This window comes from Marinitoga sp. 1137, assembly GCF_001941525.1.
In the GTDB taxonomy this organism is placed as follows: Bacteria; Thermotogota; Thermotogae; order Petrotogales; family Petrotogaceae; genus Marinitoga; species Marinitoga piezophila.
Genome location: NZ_CP009471.1, coordinates 2,267,410 through 2,290,181, shown reverse-complemented (window position 1 = coordinate 2,290,181; position 22,772 = coordinate 2,267,410). Strand labels below are relative to the sequence as shown.

Annotated in this window: 21 protein-coding genes and 1 pseudogene; 7 read left to right on the top strand and 15 right to left on the bottom strand. The window is 27.7% G+C overall.

The annotated features are described in order from the left end of the window. Positions 1-174: 174 nt before the first annotated feature. Positions 175-1,113, bottom strand: a complete 939-nt coding sequence (locus tag LN42_RS11015) for a GAF domain-containing protein (RefSeq protein ID WP_014297563.1) — start codon at positions 1,111-1,113, stop codon at positions 175-177. Positions 1,114-1,242: 129 nt separating this feature from the next. Between LN42_RS11015 and LN42_RS10840 the strand changes: the two genes are divergently transcribed. After that, positions 1,243-2,013, top strand: coding sequence for a Rossmann-like domain-containing protein (locus tag LN42_RS10840; protein WP_014297562.1), 771 nt, complete (start codon positions 1,243-1,245; stop codon positions 2,011-2,013). Here LN42_RS10840 and LN42_RS10835 read toward each other — a convergent pair. Next, on the bottom strand, positions 2,005-2,661 hold the full coding sequence (locus LN42_RS10835) for an HAD family hydrolase (protein WP_014297561.1): 657 nt from the start codon (positions 2,659-2,661) through the stop codon (positions 2,005-2,007). The two genes, LN42_RS10840 and LN42_RS10835, sit on opposite strands and share 9 nt — an antisense overlap. Positions 2,662-2,822: 161 nt before the next feature. Here LN42_RS10835 and LN42_RS10830 point away from each other — a divergent pair, with 161 nt between their 5' ends. The 3 genes from LN42_RS10830 to LN42_RS10820 are packed head-to-tail and all read left to right on the top strand — an operon-like array spanning position 2,823 to position 5,883. After that, positions 2,823-4,031: a 2,3-bisphosphoglycerate-independent phosphoglycerate mutase gene (locus LN42_RS10830; RefSeq protein ID WP_041639183.1), complete on the top strand. Its 1,209-nt coding sequence runs from the start codon at positions 2,823-2,825 to the stop codon at positions 4,029-4,031. Then, complete coding sequence (locus LN42_RS10825; RefSeq protein ID WP_014297559.1) at positions 4,031-5,329, top strand: ComEC/Rec2 family competence protein; 1,299 nt, start codon at positions 4,031-4,033, stop codon at positions 5,327-5,329. The genes LN42_RS10830 and LN42_RS10825 overlap by 1 nt, the downstream gene beginning before the upstream one ends. Next, a complete protein-coding gene (locus tag LN42_RS10820) occupies positions 5,329-5,883 on the top strand; it encodes a thymidine kinase (protein ID WP_014297558.1) in 555 nt (184 codons plus the stop codon). Before LN42_RS10825 ends, LN42_RS10820 begins: the two co-directional genes overlap by 1 nt. Positions 5,884-6,231: 348 nt before the next feature. On the opposite strand, the gene LN42_RS10815 is transcribed toward LN42_RS10820, so the two are convergent. The 3 genes from LN42_RS10815 to LN42_RS10805 all read right to left on the bottom strand — a co-directional run bounded on the left by LN42_RS10815 (position 6,232) and on the right by LN42_RS10805 (position 8,441). After that, positions 6,232-7,188: an ABC transporter permease gene (locus LN42_RS10815; RefSeq protein WP_014297557.1), complete on the bottom strand. Its 957-nt coding sequence runs from the start codon at positions 7,186-7,188 to the stop codon at positions 6,232-6,234. Continuing rightward, complete coding sequence (locus LN42_RS10810) at positions 7,160-7,816, bottom strand: ABC transporter ATP-binding protein (RefSeq protein ID WP_014297556.1); 657 nt, start codon at positions 7,814-7,816, stop codon at positions 7,160-7,162. The genes LN42_RS10815 and LN42_RS10810 overlap by 29 nt, the downstream gene beginning before the upstream one ends. Positions 7,817-7,892: 76 nt before the next feature. Beyond that, entirely contained in the window at positions 7,893-8,441 is a 549-nt protein-coding gene (locus tag LN42_RS10805; protein WP_014297555.1) for a hypothetical protein, read from the bottom strand. 1,497 nt (positions 8,442-9,938) lie between these two features. On the opposite strand from LN42_RS10805, the pseudogene LN42_RS10795 reads away from it, so the two are divergent. Then, positions 9,939-10,382, top strand: a pseudogene (locus LN42_RS10795) (hypothetical protein); the annotation flags it as partial. 102 nt (positions 10,383-10,484) lie between these two features. On the opposite strand, the gene LN42_RS10790 reads toward LN42_RS10795, so the two are convergent. From LN42_RS10790 to LN42_RS10770, 5 genes are all read right to left on the bottom strand, one after another. Beyond that, positions 10,485-11,411 (bottom strand): magnesium transporter CorA family protein, encoded by a 927-nt coding sequence (locus LN42_RS10790; protein ID WP_014297553.1) that lies wholly within the window; start codon positions 11,409-11,411, stop codon positions 10,485-10,487. 141 nt (positions 11,412-11,552) lie between these two features. Next, positions 11,553-12,377, bottom strand: coding sequence for a metal ABC transporter permease (locus LN42_RS10785; protein ID WP_014297552.1), 825 nt, complete (start codon positions 12,375-12,377; stop codon positions 11,553-11,555). Next, the gene (locus tag LN42_RS10780; RefSeq protein WP_014297551.1) at positions 12,370-13,116 is read right to left on the bottom strand and encodes a metal ABC transporter ATP-binding protein; all 747 of its coding nucleotides are present in this window, start codon (positions 13,114-13,116) and stop codon (positions 12,370-12,372) included. The genes LN42_RS10785 and LN42_RS10780 overlap by 8 nt, the downstream gene beginning before the upstream one ends. Further along, positions 13,113-13,496 carry a Fur family transcriptional regulator gene (locus tag LN42_RS10775; RefSeq protein WP_014297550.1) on the bottom strand — a complete coding sequence of 128 codons (384 nt, stop codon included), beginning with the start codon at positions 13,494-13,496 and terminating at the stop codon, positions 13,113-13,115. The genes LN42_RS10780 and LN42_RS10775 overlap by 4 nt, the downstream gene beginning before the upstream one ends. A 5-nt stretch (positions 13,497-13,501) precedes the next feature. Then, positions 13,502-14,332: a metal ABC transporter substrate-binding protein gene (locus tag LN42_RS10770; protein ID WP_014297549.1), complete on the bottom strand. Its 831-nt coding sequence runs from the start codon at positions 14,330-14,332 to the stop codon at positions 13,502-13,504. Positions 14,333-14,486: 154 nt separating this feature from the next. On the opposite strand from LN42_RS10770, the gene LN42_RS10765 reads away from it, so the two are divergent. Beyond that, the gene (locus LN42_RS10765) at positions 14,487-15,998 is read left to right on the top strand and encodes a YifB family Mg chelatase-like AAA ATPase (protein ID WP_014297548.1); all 1,512 of its coding nucleotides are present in this window, start codon (positions 14,487-14,489) and stop codon (positions 15,996-15,998) included. Continuing rightward, on the top strand, positions 15,982-17,106 hold the full coding sequence (locus LN42_RS10760) for a GNAT family N-acetyltransferase (protein WP_014297547.1): 1,125 nt from the start codon (positions 15,982-15,984) through the stop codon (positions 17,104-17,106). The genes LN42_RS10765 and LN42_RS10760 overlap by 17 nt, the downstream gene beginning before the upstream one ends. 22 nt (positions 17,107-17,128) lie before the next feature. Here the strand turns inward: LN42_RS10760 and LN42_RS10755 are convergent, their stop codons facing one another. Genes LN42_RS10755 through LN42_RS10735 form a run of 5 tightly spaced genes read right to left on the bottom strand, consistent with a single transcriptional unit; the run spans position 17,129 to position 22,725 of the window. Beyond that, entirely contained in the window at positions 17,129-18,109 is a 981-nt protein-coding gene (locus tag LN42_RS10755) for a LacI family DNA-binding transcriptional regulator (RefSeq protein ID WP_014297546.1), read from the bottom strand. A gap of 14 nt (positions 18,110-18,123) precedes the next feature. Then, positions 18,124-19,422 carry a mannosylglucosylglycerate synthase gene (gene mggS, locus LN42_RS10750; protein ID WP_014297545.1) on the bottom strand — a complete coding sequence of 433 codons (1,299 nt, stop codon included), beginning with the start codon at positions 19,420-19,422 and terminating at the stop codon, positions 18,124-18,126. 4 nt (positions 19,423-19,426) lie between these two features. Next, positions 19,427-20,518, bottom strand: coding sequence for an ABC transporter ATP-binding protein (locus LN42_RS10745; protein WP_014297544.1), 1,092 nt, complete (start codon positions 20,516-20,518; stop codon positions 19,427-19,429). A gap of 26 nt (positions 20,519-20,544) precedes the next feature. After that, a complete protein-coding gene (locus LN42_RS10740; protein ID WP_014297543.1) occupies positions 20,545-21,852 on the bottom strand; it encodes a carbohydrate ABC transporter permease in 1,308 nt (435 codons plus the stop codon). Further along, a complete protein-coding gene (locus LN42_RS10735; protein ID WP_014297542.1) occupies positions 21,853-22,725 on the bottom strand; it encodes a carbohydrate ABC transporter permease in 873 nt (290 codons plus the stop codon). Positions 22,726-22,772: the final 47 nt, after the last annotated feature.

The following is a 22,772-nucleotide window of genomic DNA, read 5'->3' as shown; positions in this document are numbered from 1 at the left end:
AAACTTAGTGAACTTAGGAATTATCAAAAAGAAATATGCACCCCATGACAATTAGAAAAAAATCCTAAAAATTTACACTTTAATATTTTTTTACTTTCATTAAGAATTGTATCTATTAAATAAGCTTTTTTTCTCGATTTTGTGAATAGGTTAAAAAACTAAATATTAATTAAATTAAACATATTTTTTAACAAATAAATTAATAATTTCTTCTAAAAATTGGGAATCTTCAATAGTAAATGGTTCCAACTTATGACTGTCTATATCCAGCTCTCCATATACATTTCCGTTATTATCAATAATAGGAATAACTATTTCTGATTTTGTTTTTTCACTACATGAAAGATAATTTTCTGCTTTAGAAACATCCTGAACAACAAAGGTATTTTTTGTTGCAGCAGCCTGACCACAAATTCCTTCACCAAAAGGTATCTTTACATGTTCTGTTGGTTCGCCAAGATATGGACCAAGTTTTAATATATTTTTTTCATTTTTGTCAGTTAAATAAAAACCTACCCAATTATAATAATCCACATTATCATATAATACTTTTACAATTTTTTCCATAGCTTTATTAATGTCTTTTGTATCATATATAATCTTTTCTATTTGTGATAGCAATTTACCAAAAAGCGCTTTTTTAGTATCCACCGGCCTATTATTAATAAATTCTAAAATCGCCTTATCAACAGTTTCTCTAATATCTACGTTATTTAAAAAATGATAAAATGAATCAACCATAATAACAGTTCCATAGTAAGTATCGATATAATAATGAGAATTTAAACCCAACATTCCCATAATAAATACAACAAAATCACCACGTTTTAATTGATAATGTTCAGCGTTTCTCGAAAGTTTTTGAACCATTTCTTTTTTTACACTGAGAAAATTGTTCTCCCAATCCTGCTTAAATAAATCAAAATCTTTTCTTCTAATATCTTGTAATCTTTCTTTTATTTTTTCTTCGTTTAAATCTTCTTTCTTTTCATATTCACTAATTAATCTGGGATGTTTTTGTTTATATTCCTTCCATCCTTCATACCAATATATTTTATCCATATTTAATATTTTCAAAAATTCTGGTGTTAAATCTTGTAAAATACTTCTCATTTTTTCAACCTCCTTCCAGTTTATTTAATTTTACCATTTTTATCTTACAGAATTTTTGAGAAATAACATTTGATATTAAATGTTAAAAATAGTATAATAGTATCACATAAAATGGTAGGGGGGATAAAGTTGAGTATTGCAAAAAAACTTTATAACAAAGCTCTTGAAAATTTAACAGATGATGTTATTATTGAAGATTTTATTATTGGTATTGGAGAAACAGCTGTAAAATTAAGCGATGGTAGAGTAGGTTTTGTTGCTACAAATCGCGAAGATACTTTAGGTAAATGTGAAGAATTTTACAAATGTATGGGATTAGACGGAAAACCAGAGAGTAAAGCTAATATTGGAATGAAAGCAAAAGATTTATTAGAAGTAGGATTATTTTCTGGTGATCCATTATTAAGATCTGTATCTTACGCTGCATTAAATGCTGTCTTTAATAAAAATCCAGAACGATTTGTTGGTGGAGATACTTTAGAATTAATGGAATTTAAGAAAAACGATGTTGTTGGAATGATTGGCGAAATTACGCCCTTTGTTGAAATATTAAAACCCAAAGTCTGGGATGTTCTTGTTTTTGATAGACAAAGGAGAAGTGATGAAGTACTTCCAGATTGGGCAATTATAGAGATGCTCCCAAAATGCAGTGCTGTTATTATCACTGGAACTTCAATTGTGAATGGAACTATAGATTGGATATTAAATTATGTTAACACAGATAGAGTTGCAATAGCCGGACCATCAACTATGATGGTGGAAGATGTATTTCCTGTAAAGATTTTATCAGGTGCATATGTTGAAAATGGCGATTTATTGTTTGATCTGATAAAAAAAGGAGCAGGAACCAGAACGTTATTTAGATCTGGTGCTGCTCGCAAGGTAAATTTATTATTTTAAATATCTATCCAATTCATATAATGATTTTATAGTTTCTGAATATTCATATTGACGATTTAACCTATTTATAAGAATTGATTTTATCCCAAAATTATTGCCGCCGAGAATATCAACATTGTAATTATCTCCAACAAATATCACATCGTCTTTTGATAATCGCATTTCATTTAATGCATATTCAAATATTTTAGGATCCGGTTTATATAACTTCGTGGCATATGAGGTAATAAGATAATCAAATGGAAAAGGATTTTTGTTTAAAGTTGGAATTACAAAATCATCATCAGCATTTGAAAGTATTGCTATTTTCATGCCATTTTCTTTTAAATATTTTAAATAATCGACATCTTCGTATGGTGGCAGGTTAATAAATGTTTTATACATTTCATCTATATAATATTCTGGTGAATTTTTTAATTCAAAAACATCTATTATTTTTTCAAACATTATTTTATAATATTCCCTTTCAGGTTTAAACGGTTTTAAATGATAGTCCTTAAATATCTCTTTATATGTTTCATTAATCTTTTTTTCGATTATCTTTGATGGATAATTACATTCCTTTGAAATAATTTTAGCGATTGGTAAAAATAAGTGATTTGCATTTATAAGCGTTCCGTAGAGATCAAATATTATACCTTTTTTCATTTTAAAAACCTCCTTGTTAAATTTTCAAATTAATTATACCAGTGTATTATTATCAAAAAGATAACGTCTTTAAAATTTTACTCAAATATTATAATTGCCAAAAGAAAATATGCTATAATTTTTATGAAATCAATTATTTGTTGGGGAGGGAGTAACATATGATGGTAGATAGACAGGAATTTTTACAAAAGCTTATTACAAAAACAGATTCAAAAATAGTAATGCTTGTAATGGATGGAATAGGAGACACAGTTATTAATGGAAAAACTCCTTTACAGGCTGCAAAAACTCCAAATCTCGATAAAGTAGCAACAGAATCAGACCTTGGTCAAACAATACCTGTTTTACCAGGAATAACTCCAGGTTCAGGACCTGGACATCTTGGTATTTTCGGATATGATCCTATTAAATACCAAATTGGAAGAGGTATCCTCGAAGCACTTGGTATTAATGTTGAAGTAGGAGAAAAAGACGTTGTTGCAAGAGCTAATTTCGCAACATTAGACGGTGATATTGTTGTTGACAGAAGAGCTGGAAGACCTGCATCAGAAGAATCAGCAAGAGTAGTAAAAATCTTACAAGAACACATAAAAGAAATCGATGGTGTTAAAATCACTTTCTATCCTGGAAAAGAACATAGATTCGTTGTAAAACTAACAGGAGAAGGATTAGATGACAGAATTGAAGATGCTGACCCACAGAAGGAAGGATTGCCAATTAAATGGGCACACGCATATGATCCTGCTGCAGAAAAAACTGCAGAAATAGTTACAAAATTAATGAAGGAAATTAGAGAAGTATTAAAAGACGAACCAAAAATCAATTTTGCATTAATTAGAGGATTTTCAAAATACCCTGCAATTCCAAAATTTCCAGAAGTTTATAAAATGAGAGCAGCTGCTATTGCTGTTTACCCAATGTATAAAGGCTTAGCTAAGTTGGTTGGAATGGATATTTTAGATGTTGACGGAGAAACACCTGCAGATGAATTTGAAACTTTGAAAAAACACTGGGATGAATATGACTTCTTCTATGTACATATTAAGAAAACAGATTCATACGGAGAAGACGGAAACTTTGATGCTAAGGTTCACGTAATCGAAATGGTTGATGAAGCATTACCAAAATTACTTGAATTAAATCCTGATGTTTTAGTGGTAACAGGAGATCATTCAACACCTGTAGCAATGAGCGGACACAGCTGGCATCCAGTTCCATTTATGATAAAATCCCCATATACAAGAGCTGGCTTATCAAAAGCATTTGATGAATTTGAAGCAGCAAGGGGCTCTATGGGAACAATATATGCTGTTGATCTTATGGGATTGCTTCTCGGTAATGCAAGAAAATTAGAAAAATTTGGAGCATAATGCCATTTTTTGTAACACTTTTTTCAGTAGCAATTACAATAATCCTTTTAATAAAAGTAAAAATGATAACTACAGCCATAATATTTATGGCTGTAGTCTTTTTTATTAACAAATATTCCTTAAAAACTAAAGCTCTTTTTTTAATTATAATAGGATTAATCGTATTTAGGACACTTTTTATTACTAATGTTTTACCCGATAATCTTAATAACATTGACCTGGGAATTTTAGGATATATTACAGATAAAAACTATAATCAATTTAAAGTAAAAACAGAAAAAATTTTCTTTGAAAACAAATGGGTTGATTATAATAAAACATTATATTTTAACTATAATAAGTTTTCTGTTGATCCATTTGAAATTGGAAATAAAGTATATATCTATGGGAGTTACCTGAATGGAAGGTTTAATGCGGAGTATATGGCAAATTCAAATGAAGGAAGCATATACTCTATTAGAAATTATTTCAAAAAACGTATTTATAATCATTATGATTATTCAACAAATAATATTTTATTTTCCATTCTTTTTGGTGGCATAAGCCCTACATACTCTAAAATTTACAAGGAAGCTGGACTTTTGCATTTATTTGCTGTTTCTGGTTTTCACGTATATCTTCTTTATTTTGCCATATATTATATATTTTCAAAGACCTTAATTCATATACATTATAGGCGCATTTTTACTATAATAATATTGCTTTTTTATCTTGCAGCTTCAGGTTTTTCTCCTTCAGCAACAAGGGCTGTGCTTTTGCTAATTTTTGTTGAATTATCAAAAATCTTTGGCTTTAATATAGACACATTAAATCTCCTTGGAATAGTTGGAATAATAAATTTATTATATAATCCATATAGTATATTATCACCAGGATTTTTAATGAGTTACTTTGCTTCATTTTCAATATTATTTTCTCTAAAATATACTAAAAACCCGTTTATAATTACATTATCAGCATATCTTGCTGTTGCACCATGGAGTATTATATTTTTTAATGGAATTTCATTACTTGGAATCTTTTTATCGATAATTATTACACCGATAATATATGCAATAATGTTTTTTGGAGTTATAGCAATCTTATTCCCAATACCACATTTTTTAGGGATATGGATTGATTATTCATTAAAAGGATTCAATGAATTTTTGATTTTTCTAAATTCTAAAATCCCATATATTATCTTTAATGATAATTCTGCAAAATTCATTTCATATTTTATCAGTATAATAATACTGTTCTTGTTTCATATGATAAAACCCCAAATTTTCTCAAATAGATTACAGGAGGTAATATAATGTCAGGAAAATTCATTTTAATTGTAGGTCCTATGTATTCAGGAAAAACTTCAGAATTAATTTCATTTATAGAAATCTATACACTTGGAAAGAAAAAAATCAAAGTATTTAAACCTATTATAGATACAAGATATGCTTCAGAATATGTTGTTTCACATACCGGTACAAAAGTAGAAGCAATTCCTATTAAAGAATCAAAAGAAATGTATAATTATCTTGATTATGATGAAAAAGCAGTATTTGTTGATGAAGTTCAATTTTTTGATGAAGGCTTAAAGGATGTTATAAATGATTTATTAAAGAAAGGAATAAATGTTTATTGTTCTGGATTAGACCTTACATATAAAAACAACCCATTTCAGACTACAATTTTGCTTTCAGCATATGCTGATGAAATTATTAAAAAGAAGGCTGTATGTCATGAATGTGGAGAATACAACGGAACTATTTCATTTAAATTAGTTGGAAATGGTGATGAAATAGATGTTGGAGGATTTGAGAAGTATATTGCAGTATGTAGAGACTGTTATGAAAAACTAAATGCAGAGAAATAATTCTCTGCATTTAGTTTTTATGAATTTTATTTACTCAAAAATTTTTTAGTATCCTTATTTTAGAAAATATACAGATTTCATTCTTATAGCAAATAATGGATCTATAAAAAATTGTACAACCAGTAAATTAGTTCTAAATTTATTTCTGACTTACTTTTAGTATGCAATATACCATATCAAAACAAAATGAGGCTTTTGCCTCATTTGATTAATTCCAGCAATTTTTATCAATTTTTATAGGTTTGGAAGTTTTTTATAATATTTTAATAAAACTTTTTACTTCCTTCTTGCTTTTTAGTATAAAATCTTTATTAAAGGATGATGTTGTCATATTATTTACGTCGCTATTCAGTCTATATATTTACTTTGGTTTTTTACTATTATATAAGTAAATAATGTACTTATAATAATATATGTAACTAATAAAATTATAGATACGTTTAACGAAATTTTTTCAGGTTTAAATAATATAAAATTTCCGTAAAAATCAAAGACTTTATGTCCTAATATAGAGATTAAATTTTTTAAATCATATTTTCCAAAAGTGGGGAAAATAAAATTATAAAGAACTAAAATTAATATAGGATAAATAACTCCTCTAAATAATAACCCGAGATAAAATCCAAAAGTTGTAAAAATAAATGAAAGAAATACACTTAATACAAATTGTAAAATAATGTTTGTATCTGAAGGTTGAACTGATAATTTAAATTCATTAACAGGAATATCAAAAAAAAGACTATTATAAAATATAAAGCCTATTATACTTGACAGAAATAATACAATAATAATCATTAAGAATGATAATATATACATTGATAACTGTTTTGATAATAATATATGCATCCAGTTATTCTGAACAGCTTTTATCTTTAAGGTTTTATATTTTATATCATATGTTGCAATATATACACCATATACACCAAAGAAAAATGAATAAAAAATAAAAGATAAATATTTCAAGGTATTAGTTATAACGCGGTTAGGATTTTTTAAATCATAAATTGCCAGGGCTACGTTTTCATAATCAAATTTCAAAGGATTATTTATTTTTTTTACTCCATTTTTTTCTTCTATTTTTAAAGGTTTTTTTAAAATTTCTTCGACATCCATTCCCATTTTTTTTGTTTCGTTTAATGTATGTATAAATAAATTATAATTTTGTATAATTAACTTTTTTTGATTATACAAATTTAGTCCGGAAAATATTAACAGGGTTATAATCATTAAAATAAAGACACCAGAATATATTTGATATTTTACTTCTTTGCCGATATTACTTAATAAGATTTTTATATATTGCACTCAAATCACCACCATATTCATTAATTTTAATAATTGAATGATCTTTTAAAATAAACAACTCATCAATAATACCATCATAAAATTCAAATTGATGCCCCGTCATAATAATTGTCATTTTTTTTGACCATTTTTTTATGAAATTCTTCAATAAAAGTTTTGTATTATAATCCAGGCCATTTGCTATTTCATCCATAAATAAATATTTTGGACTTGTAAGCATTGCGATAATTAAACTTAATTTTTTTCGCTGGCCATGAGAATAATATTTTACTTTTAATTTCAAAATTTCATCTTTCAAAAACATGTATGAGATTTCTTTTATTTGTTGAATACTGATTTTTTTATTCAATAATAACTCGATATTTTTATAACCACTGAGATTATAATATAATGGAGTATCATCATAAATTACATATATAGTGTCTCTTATTTCATTTAAGCATTTACCATCATATAAAATCTTACCTCTATAATCTTCTAAATTTAATAAACATTTAAATAATGTAGTTTTTCCACTTCCATTTGCACCTATAAACAATGTTACTTTATTTTCTGGAATCAACATATTAACATTCTTAAAAATTAAATTATTTTTATAATACTTTGTTAGATTTTCTATTGTTATCAATATTAATCACCCCCTTATATTATTATTAGGAAGGTATTTTCATACCTTCCTAATTTTTAATATTATAAAAATTTCTTCAATACCATTCAGCATCACCATTTGCATAAACGACGACATAATCCGTAACATCCTGACTATAAATTTTTACATCCCCCCAGGGCGTCACTACTCCCGCTCCTATTGTTTTTGTAGCACGATATTTATGAAATGTTGATGTTTTATATATTAATACAATGCCTTTTGCATGAGCTATATTTGGAAATACATATCCAACTTCCTGCCATCCGCTACTAGATATGATTTTTGTTCCATTACTTTGCCATTCAACAACATCTCTTGACCAGAGCATAAAACTTCCTCTATACAAACTTGTGCGATATGTATAAATATTAAAAGAATAATTTGTAAATTTTTTTATATTTTTATTAAAAAGTAAAGAGTCGCTTTCAATTTTATGTGTTTCATAGACTTTTAAAGTTTCCAATTGTTTTTTTGTTGGTTGTTCGAAATTACGAGGTGATATTTTATGCATTTTTTGATTAATAGCTTTTTCGCCTGAAGATGCAAAAACCATAATCATCGAAAAAATTAAAATAAAAAAAACTAAATAAATCCTTTTTTTCATTTTAATTTACCTCCTCGTATAATAAGTTATAGTATCTTTCGAAATTCCTAAAATATATTGTTTACAGAATTTCATCTTATTCTTAAAAGAGGTTTACCTCTCTGTTTTATAATTTAACTGTATTAAATTTTTATTTAATATAGTTAATTAAAACTAAACTTCCTAGCTGAGAGATTAAACCATGAGTAAGAATCCTAAACAAATTTATCTTGATTTTGTTTATTCTGAATGTATGAAATCTCATTCCTCTTTTGCTTATATTCTCTCTCTTTTTGCAAGATTAGAATCTATCCTTTCTCATACCAAATTACGCTTTATCAATTCAGTTTCTCTTGATGCTAATCTTATTAATCTCTTTTTTATCGCCTCTGCTTTCTTAGCTCATTCTATGAAGCGGGATGATTTAATTTTTTCTATTAAACAAACTAAATCTTCTTTTGTTCAGTCTTAATTTTTTTATTCTTTTTTTTTTTCATTTTTTTGTTTCCTTACCTGACTTTTTCTTATTTTTCTTTCCATTTCTTTCTATTTTCTTCTTCATTTTCTTTGGTTTCACTTTTCGTAATATTTTTTACTTCCTTTTTACTTTATTTTTTTCTATTTTTGAAGACACTAATAAATTAATTTTGTTTATTGAACGATTGTACAGGCTTCGTAACAACCACCTGGACCATTACAAGTACACAACCACCAGCAATCTAAAAACATACAGCTCCTTTATACGGACACCAAAATTCATTTTTTTCTCTTCTTCGACTTTCTCTATCCAATTCCTACCACCCATCCTCTCTAAATAAATTATTAAATTTTTTATAAATTCTTGGTACCAGAACAACTCAGCCGGCTGAGAAATGAAAATTTTTTGATTATAGAATTTGCTCAGTTATATTTAAATAATATTTCTAACCATGCACAAGTGTAATTCAAAATTATTTTTGAAATTTATTTAGGCATTATGTGATTTATTTAATAATACTAAAGATAATATTGTGAATTTTATAGCTTAACAATTCAAGATAAAACCCAATAAATGGATAATTTTTATATTATATTATTGTATAATTAAAAGATATTATTTTCACTTATTTAATTCACAATAATTTTAGCAGAAAAAAAAAAAAGATGTCAATATATAATGTAAAATTCCAGTAAAATTTCAATTAATTTTTATTTTGACAAATTCGATAAATTTACATAATTATTATATCATCTGATATATTTTTATTGTTATTTTTTTTGTTTAATTCAAAGGACAATAATCATTAATTTATTTTATGATTTTTATAAAAAATGCCCTGATTATTAGAAAATAAATTTTCTTCCGGGGTTCATTTCAAATTTCATTCTTTCATCTTATTTTTTTATTTTATCCTTTCCAACACGACTTGCAAGTGTTTTTTCAAAAATAAAAATTCGCTATTTATCAATATTTTAGAAGGTTTATTTTATGCAAATAAAGTTATTTCGACAACAACAATGTTAAGAGAATTAGCAAGGGAGGATAAGATTATTAAATTCTTCTCTGCTAATTATGAGAAGATGTATTTTTTTAATGTTATGATGAGTGATTTTGATTTGAAGAAAGCCGAAAGAAGATTATTGAATTCTGAAGATGGAAAAGACATGAATTATAATATTTCACCATTTTATTTAGCAAGAAAAAAACTCATCACTGAGCTTTTTAAGAAAACAAAGAACTTTAAGGAGTTTGTTTTTAATTATTTTAAGCTCAGTGATGAGGAAATGAAAATCTTTGATGTGTTTTTAAGAAATTGTGTTCGATACGATATTAAATGGCCCATTACTCCTTATCCAAAAGGGAAGGTTCGTGATTTTGCAATTAAATATGGTTTCGGGCAAAAGCATGTTGTTTTAGGCTATTACTCTTTTGAAGATGATGAAAGAATTTTGCTTGATGATATTATTGATAGATTTCTCTGAATTTGGTAACTATTTTCCTTAAAATTGTCTTTTACTTTAGAGTTATCTAGAGACTGCTATGAAAAATTAAATGCAGAGAAGTAATTCTCTGCATTTAATTTATTACATCCATTTTTTACTTTTAAATAATAAGGCTGTTAGAATCATTATTATTATAGAAGAAATAATTATATTTACATATGTTAATGGATTTTCCTGAAACGGCAACTTTACATTCATTCCATAAAAACTGGTAATAATAGTTGGTATTTGCATTAATATAGTAACAACAGTTAAGATTTTCATTACTATATTAAGGTTATTGGAAATAACAGAGGCATATGCATCCATCATTCCTGAAAGAATGTTACTATATATATTTGTAACTTCTATAGCCTGTCTGTTTTCAATTAATGTATCTTCAAGCAAATCTTCATCATCTTCATATAATTCCAGAATTTTACCTTTTAACAGTTTTTCCATCATTATTTCATTCGATCTCAAAGAAGTAGTGAAGTACACTAAACTTTTCTCAAGATACATCAGTGTTTCTAATTCGTTGTTTTTCATAGATCTGTGTAGTTCTTCCTCAATTAAATCTATAGTTTTATTTATTTCTTTTAGATAATCCAAAAATAGTTTTGCATTTTTAAAGAATATCTGAAAAATCATTCTGCTTTTTTTGTGTGGATTTAATAAATGTGTTTCTATCATTTTTTCAATAAATGCAATTTCCTGTTTCATTGCAAGCAATGTATAATTTTTTCCAATTATTATGCCTAAAGAAACAGTTTTATATGGTATTTTATCGTCTTCTTCATTTTTCATTGGAACTTTTAAGATAAGCAATATTGTATCTTCATCTATTTCAATACGTGCTCTTTCATCTTCGTCCATTGAATCGGTAATAAAATCAGGATCAAAGTTCAAAAGGCTGGATAACATGTGTATTTCATCCTGTGAAGGATTTACTACCTTAATTAATGCATCTTGAGAAAAGCTTTTTGCCTCCACTAATTTGTGCTCAATTCTTTTGTAAAATTTTACCATTTTTATCTCCTCCTTTTTTTATTTTGTTATGGCGGTCTAGATAAAGGATCTTCGCTACAACTAAGATAATCCATAAAATTCACCCCTTTCGATTTTTAAATTGAAATACATTTAATTATAACATATTTTCTTACTAAAAAACTATTTCTTTTGTATTATAATCCTTTCTGTTAATTTCTTCAATAAATAACTGATTACAAAAATGGTGAATAATGTTACAACTATTGATGGTCCTGGCGGAATATTCAAATAATATGCAATTACTATCCCAAAAAATCCAGAGAATATTCCGATTATAGAAGAAATAATTAACATCTGGTTTAGTGTTTTAGCAAAAAGTTTGGCAATTACGCCAGGTGTTATAAGCAATGAAGTCACAAGGATTATCCCTATAATTTTAACGGTAGTAACAACTACAATTGATACTGTTATTAAAAATATATAACCAATTAAGTCAATAGGCACTCCATATATCTTGGCAATCCTCGGATTAAACGCATAATATTTAAGTTCTTTATTAAACAATATTACAAGGGATAAAATCAATATAGCCACAACGGATAAAATAATTACATCTTTCTGGGTTACCATTAATATGTCTCCAAATAGATAACTGGTAATTTCAGGTGTATATCCTGGTTTTAAATATAAGAATATAACTCCCAATGCCATTGAAAATGAAAGAAGCATACCAATTACACTATTTTCATTTATTTTTCCTTTTTTACCAATAAAAAATATAGTCGTTCCAAAAAGAAGTGCTACAATTATATTCATAATATCAATATTAAATCCAATTAAAATAGCTAAAGCAATTCCTCCAAAGGCTGTATGAGCAGCACCTTCGCCTATAAACTCCATTTTTTTCAAAACAATATAATTCGATAATAATGATGCACTAAAACCTGCCAAAACTGCAGATAAAATTGCATATACCATAAAATCATAACTGAATAATTCAATCATTTTTGCTCACCACTTTCAACGGCTGATTAATATGTACAAGTATTTCCATCTCTTCAGCGTATATATTCTTTAAATCATCAGCAGTTACATCAATTGCATTCTTATGACAATGTAAGGTTCTATTTAAACACATAACTTTATTTGTCTTTTTTACAACCATTGAAATATCATGACTCACAAGTATTATCGTTAAGCCGAGTTCATCATTTAATCGTTCAAGAATATCATAAATCATATTTTGTCCTTTTTTATCTACTCCTGCTTCTGGTTCATCAAGTATTAATATATCTGGATCGCTTACCAGTGCTCTTGCAAGAGATACTTTTTGATATTCACCACCAGATAACTTTCCAACATTTCTATCAAAAAGATACTCTATATTTAACTTTTTCATGGTTTCTCTAACCTTTTCAATATCGCTTTTTTTGTATCTTTTTAATAATCCAACGCTTTTGTACATTCCCATTAATACAACTTCATATGCCTTTATTGGAAAAGTCCTATCAAATTCATCTTTTTGGGGAACATATCCAATTTTTCCATTAATCTCTACTTTACCCTGATAATTTTCAATTTCTCCAATTAAAATTTTTATGAGTGTAGATTTTCCTGCACCATTAGGACCTATAATTCCAACAAAATCTTTTTTATATATATCAAAGGTAATGAATTTTAGTATCTCATTATCTTCAACAGAATAATTAAGGTTATTAACGCTTATAACCTTTTCCTTTTTCATTGCTTACCCTCCCCCTCATGCTGGCAATTAGAACATATGCCTTCAAAATAAAGAATATGATCTGTGATTTTAAATTTCAGTATTTCTTCAATATATTTACTGTATTCTTTTTCAAAACACATATCAAGTTTTTCAAACTTTTTGCATTTTATGCAGTAAATATAGTGAATATGACCATTTGGACGATAATAATAGGTTATTTTATCGGAAAATACTATGGACTTTAAAATATGATTTTTTTCAAAAAAATTAAGGTTTCTATATATTGTTGAAAGATCATATTTTTTGTTGAGTAAATTATAAATTTCTTCTGCATTTAATGGATAATCTATATTTTCATATAATTTAAGTATATCTTTTCTGGGTTTTGTTAGTTTCATAAAAATCACCTAATAGTATTTAAGATATTTAAAAAGTTAATAAGATATAACTCATCTATGCTATTAAAGGAATTTCCCAAAGGATCGAGCATTCCTAAGTTTACTTTAAGTGTCCTGGCAACTTTTTCTGCAATTTTTTGATTTAATTGCGGTTCAGAAAAAACACCTTTTATATTGTTTTTTCTCGCAGAATCGTATAATTTTTTCATATCTGCAATCGATGGCTCTACACCTGGTGATTTTTCAATAACTCCAGCTATTTTTATATTATAATGTCTTGCAAAATATGGAAATGAATTATGGAATGTAATAATACTTCCGTTTATTTCAGAGGATTTAATCTTCAAGTATTCATCCATTAATTCTAATTTTTTTATAAGTTTTTTAGAATTTTCGGAATATAATTCCTTTTTTTCAGGATTTAACAAAATGAGTTTATTGGTAATCTCTGGAATTATATATTTATACATTAATTCTGGATCTAACCATATATGAGGGTTACTACCTATAATCATATCCTCTGGAATAACCTCACCAGCAAAAATATAGCTGATATTCTTCTTTTTGATATTAGTTATAACTTTATTTAAGAACACTTCTGAATTAAGTCCGTTAAAAATTACAAGATCACTTTTATATATCTTTATTAAATCCTTCGAGGAAACAGAATAAGTATGGGGACTTTTACCTGCTGGTACAATGATGTTAATTTGATCCTCATTGGATACAATATCTTTCAAAACAAGATAATATGGATATATTGAAACGGAAATATTTAAAGAATATCCTAAAACACCAATAATTAAAATAACTGCCAAAAATAGGCTTTTTTTCATTACTACACCACCTCCATATTTTGTAATTGCAAACCATTTGCAATTATACATTGAAAATGTTAAGCAAATATAAAAATAGAAGAACTTAATATATAGCAATTGTGAATATCTGGTATAATAATAGAGGCTATTATTTTTAAAAAGGAGGTAAGGGATGAAGTATTCAAGAGTTAAAAGTGCTTTTGTAAGCGGTTTTGAAGTAAAAACTATACTTGTAGAAGTGGATATTAACTCTCGTTCAACACAACAGGTTTTTAAAATAGTTGGAATGCCAAATACTGCCATTCTTGAAAGTCAAAAAAGAGTTTTTAGTGCTATTAGAAATTCCGGTTTTAATTTTCCAAATGGAAACGTAACAGTAAATCTGGCACCAAGTAATTTAAAAAAACAGGGAACGCATTTTGATTTACCTATTTCTGTTGGAATATTATTAGCCTCTAAACAAATTAATTTTGATATAGATGATTATTATATTTTTGGTGAAATCGGATTAAATGGGGAAATAAGAGGAATACCCGGAATTACTTTATTGTTACTTGAATTAGCTCAAAAAGAAAAAAACGCTAAATTCATCATCCCTAAAGAGAATGAAGAGGAAGCTTTATTTTTAGAGGAAAACAATGAAGTTTATGTTATATCTCATTTATCTGAAATAATCTATATTTTCGATAATGAAAAAAAAGAAAAATATAAGGCTGCACCTGGGGAAAAATTTTATGAAGAAAATGAAGAACAAATTGATTTTTCTGATATTAAAGGGCAATATTTTGCCAAAAGGGCTGCTGAAATTGCTGCAGCGGGATTTCACAACCTTTTAATGAAAGGAAGCCCAGGATCCGGAAAAACAATGATTGCAAGAAGAATCCCAACTATACTTCCAGAAATGACACGAGAAGAAATAATTGAATCAACAAAAATATATTCTATATATGGTTATCTCAATAAGATTATCAGGAAACGTCCATTTAGAGCGCCTCATCATTCGGCATCAACAGCCTCAATTATTGGTGGCGGTTCTGATTCCAAACCTGGTGAAATAAGTTTGGCACATAATGGTGTTTTGTTTTTAGATGAATTTCCAGAATTTAGAACAGATGTTATAGAAGCTTTAAGACAACCACTTGAAGATGGCATTGTCACTATCTCTCGTGCAAAGGTTGTCGCAACATATCCAGCGAAGTTTATGCTTGTCGCTGCCCAAAATCCATGCCCTTGTGGTTATTATGGCGATCCTGAACATGAATGTACATGTTCTATAAATCAAATAATAAATTATAATAGAAAGATTTCAGGACCAATTTCAGATAGAATTGACATAAAAATCACTGTTCCTCGTGTAAAAATAGACGAATTATTAAATGACTTTTCAGAAGAATCATCTGAAGCTATTAAAGAACGAGTAGAACGTGCAAGCAAAATCCAGATAAAGAGGCAAAACAAATTAAATGGAAAACTTACACAAAAAGAAGTTAAGAAATATATAAAACTTGATGAAAAAGCTGAAGAATTTTTAAAAGAAGGTGCAAAAGCCTTTAAAATGACTGGCAGAGGAATAAATAGAGTTTTAAAGGTTTCAAGAACTATAGCTGATTTAAATGATTCAAAATATGTAACTGTTGAACATGTATCAGAGGCATTTCAATATAGAGGTGAGGAAAATTTATAGAAATGATTATGGTGATTTTTTCTTCCATGTAAAGGATAATACAGAAATAATAAATATTTTAGAAAATACTATTAATATCCCTAAAAGAAATATCTACTTCTTTTCAGAAGTAAAAAATGACACATTGTATATTAACAATATTGGTAAATTTTCTGTTTTCAAAATGAAAAATAAATATGTTCAAGGTAATACACAGACATTCCTCGATTTTATTATTGAAAATGAAATAATATATTCTATTCTGAAATTACTTAAAAAAATAAATATTCCATTTACAGTATGGGATCTTATAAACTTTTATAAAAGCGGTTATACTTTTAGATTTTTAGGAAATGAAAATGAAATCCTGGCATTTTATATTGTAAAAAATAACAAAGTCGAATTAATGGAATTCTCAGTATATAATCCGTCTCTTATTCTTCAGGCTTTAAATGATATAAAAAATTATACAGCAGATGAATATCTTATAAGCTTATATCCTTCACAGGAAAAACTAAAAAATGCCTTAAAAAAATATGGTGCTATTTTACAAAAGGAATATTATGTTTTTGTAAAAGGTAATCATGGAATTCATATTGATTATCCAAATAAAAATGACTCAAAGAATTTATTGGATTTTTTCAACACAATATTTGAAAATTCTGAAACACTTTTAACAACAGCTGATGAATTTGATCTTTCGGAAAAAGAAATAAAAACCTTAATTGATTTTTCAAATAAAAATTTTGGATTTAGAACATTAATTGCAAGATATAATGAAAATATTATAGCTAATTGTGATATTCAATGGAATTTAAAAAGAAGAAGAATTCAAAAAACGGCAAAACTGGGAGTTTCTGTTTTAGAGCGGTTTAGGGGTATTGGAATTGGCAGATTATTAATAAAAAATCATATTACGTGGTGTTTGGAAAATCCAAAAATACACAGACTTGAATTGGAGGTTTTTTCCAACAATCCAAAAGCATATGAGTTATATAAAAAACTTGGTTTTATAGAAGAGGGAAAACGAAGAGAAGCAGTTTACATAAAAAATAAATATTATGATATTATTATGATGGGAATAATTACAGAACCTAAAAATATTTTTTTAGAAAATAAAAGGGGATAACCTTCTCAGTTATCCCTTTTTATTATCCACTTTTTCTTCTTATAAACTTAGTATAAACGGAAATTCGCGTAGGATGAATATTTTCATTTAACATTAATTCATATAACCTTTTAAATGCTATACTTCCCATCTCCTGTTTAAATACCTTTACTGTTGTAAGAGGGGGATTAAACTTTTTAGCCATAGGAATATCATCAAATCCTATTATTTTAACTTTATCTGGAATCCCTATTTTATATTTTTTTAATTCACTTATTATCCTCATTGCAGTTATATCATTAGAAGCAAAAATAGCTTCTGGTATTTTACCTTTTATGATTTTTTGTATTACAACGTCAATATTATTTTTCACATCATCATATTCATAACATTGACTTTTAAGTTTCGCGTTTTTCATTGCATCAATATATCCATCATGTCTTCGTTTAAAACTATAAGATGTTAATGGTCCATGAATATGTATAATATCTTTATATCCTTTATTAATCAAATAATTCACAGCACAGAAAGCTCCATTATAATTATCTGAAAGTACGCTATCTATTTCTTCACCTGTAATATAATGGTCCAATAACACGATAGGTTTTTCTGTATCCTTAAATTTTTTCAATATTTCCCTCGTTACATCAAGGCCTACAAGAATAAAGCCATCAAATTTTTCATACAAATCATCTTCCAACCATAACTCCTTTACAATTGCTCCATGCATCATTGCCAATGCTTTTATTTCTCTAACAATTATTCCATAAAATTGTCCTCCAAGTTCATCACTTTCATCTCTCAATAGTTGCATTCTTTTCCCAAGTCCTAATCCTATTTTAAATCTTTTTTTGCTTTTTGCCAGAGCCTTCGCAGAAAATTTTGGTTTAAAATTCAATTTTTCTATAGCATATAATACTTTTGCACGAGTTTCTTCACTAACATTAGCAGTATTATTTAATACCCTTGAAACTGTTGCCGTAGAAACACCGGCTAATTTGGCAACATCGTCAATAGTTGCCATATTTTTTGCCCCCCTCATTTAAGTAAATTACGAATAATATTTTCTAACGTATTAAAACTAAAATATTTTTTCCCTACTTCAAAGTTTCTTTCTATTATACCATAATATTTCTCTTTGTTAAATAGAATTTCTATTAATTCATCTGCTGCTTTTTCTAAAATCTCCCTATTTACTGTCACAAAACCATCAATCATTTCATATTCATTTCCAAGATTAATATATTCAAGCCCTGAATTTTTAATATCGCTTAAAAATATTTCATATTCAAAGAGAACAACAGGTTTTTTGGCAACAATTGCTTCTAACAACTGATTCCCCCAACCTTCAAGAATTGATGGATATGTAATTATATCAGAAATATTGTACAAATCCCAAAAGCTCCATATTCCTTTTTCAACTGCATTATACATATCAAGAATCTTTACATTAAGCTCTTTTGCCTTTTTTTTCAATTCGTCAAAATATACATCATCTTCACACATTCCTGAAAATGCAAGAAGTATTTCACCATTAAACCTTTCTCCATTATACAAAATTTCACCTTTTTTATCTTTAACCTTTTTATTGAACACTTCAATTAAATCTATTGCCAATTCAATTGCTTTTCTTCTTGTTACACGAGTTGCTTGCAAAAAGATAATGCTATTCTTTGGAATATCATAATATTCCCTAATTTTTTTATTCAATCCCTCTATAATAAATGATTTTTCTTCAAAATCCATCACATTAGGAACTACAGTTGCTTCAACATTTTTTCTCTTTTTTAATTCTTCTTTTGCAATTGAATTAATTACCATATGTTTGATATTTTTTCCAACGGGAGGGCAATAATATTCCAACAATTTTTCAATTTTTTTAGAGGTTGAATTGAGAAAATACTCTCTTTCCCACCAGAAATCATGATGGTGAGCTATAAATAATTTTTCAGGATGTAAATCTGCATATCTTTTTAAAGCAATTGCTGTTGGAAGGAATGCTCCTAAAGACCATATATTATTTGGAAAAATAACATCATATTTTTCAAGTCCTTTTTCAAAATTTTTTAATAACTTATCACTTTCTAATTCTATAGCTTTTACTAGTTCATCTTCTGTAAAATCTTCTAATTTCTCAAATGCATTTTTATTTATAATTCTATATAATTTATTTTCAAAACCTATATCTTCAATGTAATTATCAACACCTTCCTTTTTATTGCCAGCCACAATATCGGCATTATGCCCAAGTTTTTCCAATACCTTTTTCCATTTATCCATCTCCAAAGATACTCCATCCATTAATCCACCACGATAATGCAACAATGCCATATTCATTTTTTCACTCCCTTATTCTCTTTTCTGTTTCTATATCAAATAACATTACCCTTTCTTCATCAAATGAAATATGTATAGTTTCACCAGAACTATATTTTGGAAACGATGGTGAAACAATTTTTATTATTTGCTCTCCAATTTCAATCGCTATAATTTGATGGGAACCTTGTGGTTCCACAACAAGTATATCCCTGCTAAATATAGCCTCATCTTTTGAAACTATTTTAAAACTTTCTGGTCTTATTCCAAGAATAATTTCATCTTTATTATAATTTTTTAGTAATTGCTTAATCTTATCTGACAAACTAAATTTTAATTCTTCATTATAGAAAACTATTTTATCCCCTTCATTCTTAATATTCATTCTAAAGAAATTTGTAGGCGGAGTCCCTATAAATCCTGCCACAAAAACATTTTCACTATCAAAATAAACTTCATCAGGTGTTCCAACCTGCTCTATATTACCATCTTTCATAATAACTATTCTATCTGCCATTGAAAGAGCTTCTGATTGGTCATGAGTAACGAATATTGTTGTTGCACCGGTTTTATTATGTATAGCCTTTAATTCTGTTCTCATCTTTATTCTAAGTTTAGCATCTAAATTTGATAATGGTTCATCCATAAGGAATATCTTTGGTTTTACCGCCAATGCTCTGGCAAGAGCAACTCTTTGTCTTTGTCCTCCAGAAAGTTGTCTGGGATATCTTTTTAAATATTCCTGTATTTTCACCATTTCTGAAACTTCCTGAACTATATTATCTATCTCCTTTTCAGGCAACTTTCTTAATTTTAAAGGAAAAGCTATATTCTCATATACGGTCATATGAGGCCATACAGCATAACTCTGAAAAACCATACTTACTTCTCGTTTTCTTGGTTCTAAATAAGTTACATCATTATTATCAATTAAAATTGTTCCTTCTGTAACTTCTTCAAGACCTGCTATCATTCTTAAAGTGGTTGTTTTTCCACAACCTGAGGGACCTAAAAATACTATAAATTCACCGTTATCTACTTTTAAACTAATATCTTTTGCACCCCATACACTCTTTCCATAACGTTTTGATAAATTTATAAGTTCAAGTGTAGCCATATTAATCTCTCCTTATATTTAAGATTTTAAACTCTAACGCCACCCCACATTTGAAGTATATATCTTCTTATTATTAAGGTGAATATTATAGCTGGTAATGCTAATGAAACACCTCCTGCAGCACTTAAGTTTATCAATCCCTTAGCTCCTACAAGAGTTTGATAAACAACAACTGGAAATGTAGGGTTAAATTGTGTAAGAACTATAGCCTGTGCAGTTTCTGCCCAACTTCCTATAAAAGCATACATAGCGCTTGCGGCTAATCCAGGTAATGCCAGAGGCAGAGTTACTTTCATAAATGCACCAAATCTCGTAGTACCAAAAATCATAGCTGCTTCTTCCAACTCAACAGATATACCCATAAATATACTTGCGGTAATCCATATTGTCATTCCAATTTGACCAACCGAATATACAAGAGACAATCCAATAGGTTTATCATAAAAACCCATATTTATCAATATAATTACCATTGGCATTGCTATTGAAATACCAGGAAACATTCTAACAAACAATACGCTTAATTTAAGCCAATTTTTACCTTTAAATGTATATCTTGCAAAAGCATATCCTGCCATTCCACCAATAATTAAAGAAATAAAAACCGTTAAAAATGCAACTTCTATACTTCTCAGTAATGCTGGTAATGCATCACTTGTAACTCTAAAAAAGGTTACATAATTATCAAAAAGTTTTTTGGGCACACTAAAATGAACCGTAGCTATTTGATCGTATTTTTCTTCTATTTTAGACAATTCTGATTCTATTTCATTTATTCTAGTATTTTTATTATTTATCTCTTCCTTTATCTGAGATATTAAATCTTCCATACCTCCAATTTTTTCTGCCATCGATATTTTATCCATTAATCTTCCAACATCTACATTCAATTGATTTAATTCCCGTTCTAACAACTTCCTTTGTTGAACAAGACTATCTATTTCACTTTTATTTTTCTCTATAATTTCATTTAATTTAACTATTTGAGCATCAAACTTTTCTTTTTTTATTTCACTATTTGTTTTTCTTCTTATAAACGTTTTTATATCTTCAAACTTACTTTCTTCAATAATTGTAATATATCTTTTTTTTGCCGGACTATATACGCTAATAAGCAATTTATCAGGATTATCCCATGAACGTTCTATTCTAAAATGATTATAAAATGATGGAACCAGTCTTGTTGGCCAATCATAAGCTTCCTGATCTGACATAAGAGAAATAGTAACAAGAAAATAAATTGGAGTAAGTATTACAAGAATTATTCCCGCTACAACAATATAAAATAATGTTGAATAAAGAATTTTTTTATACGTGTATTTAGAGGATTTCATTTAGGATTCCTCCTTTTCAAAGGCACCGGAAACCTTCAAATATATTATTGAAACTATAGAAACTATAACCGAAACTATTACAGAATATGCAAGTGCTACTCTATAAAAACCAAGAATTTGTTCTTTATAAAATACAACCTCTTCCAATAATACTGGTATTCTTCTGTATCCATATATCATAACAACTATCAACCATACCTGAATAGCTGAAATTATTCTCAAAATTAATGCTGTTTGAATACTCGGTTTTAACATGGGAATTGTAATTTTTCTCAAAACAGTAAACTTTGTCCCGCCGAATATATATCCTGCTTCTATTGAATCCTTCGGTATCCCTTGAAGTCCTGCTAATAAAATAACCATCATAAAAGGAATAACCTGCCATGCATCAATTAATATTATTAACATAAGTGATTGAAAATCATTCCCTGCAAGAAATACAATTTTTTGATTTGCATCTATTATACCAAGATGATAAAGAATACTATTCATCCAACCATATGACGCAAATCCACTTGACCACATAGCTCCAACTGCAACAGCAGGTAAAGCCATAGGAATTAAAGCAATAGATAAAAGCACCTGCGAACCTCTAAATTTTTTATTTATTATTAATGCAAGCATTAATGCGATTACAAATTCTAAAGTAACTGACACTATTACAAAAAATGATGTGTTAAAAACTGCCTGTTTAAAATATGGATCTTTAAAAATGGTAATATAATTATTCAAGGTAAATATATTACTTTCATCAAAAAAACTATATATAATAGCGGTTATAACCGGTCTTACCCAGAAGATTAAATAATATATAATTGTTGGAGCAATTAAAATGTAAGGTATCCATCTTTTTTCAAGTCTTTGTGTACTCAAAGGTATCACTCCTTTACTAAAGGGGCGTCCTGAGAACGCCCCATCAT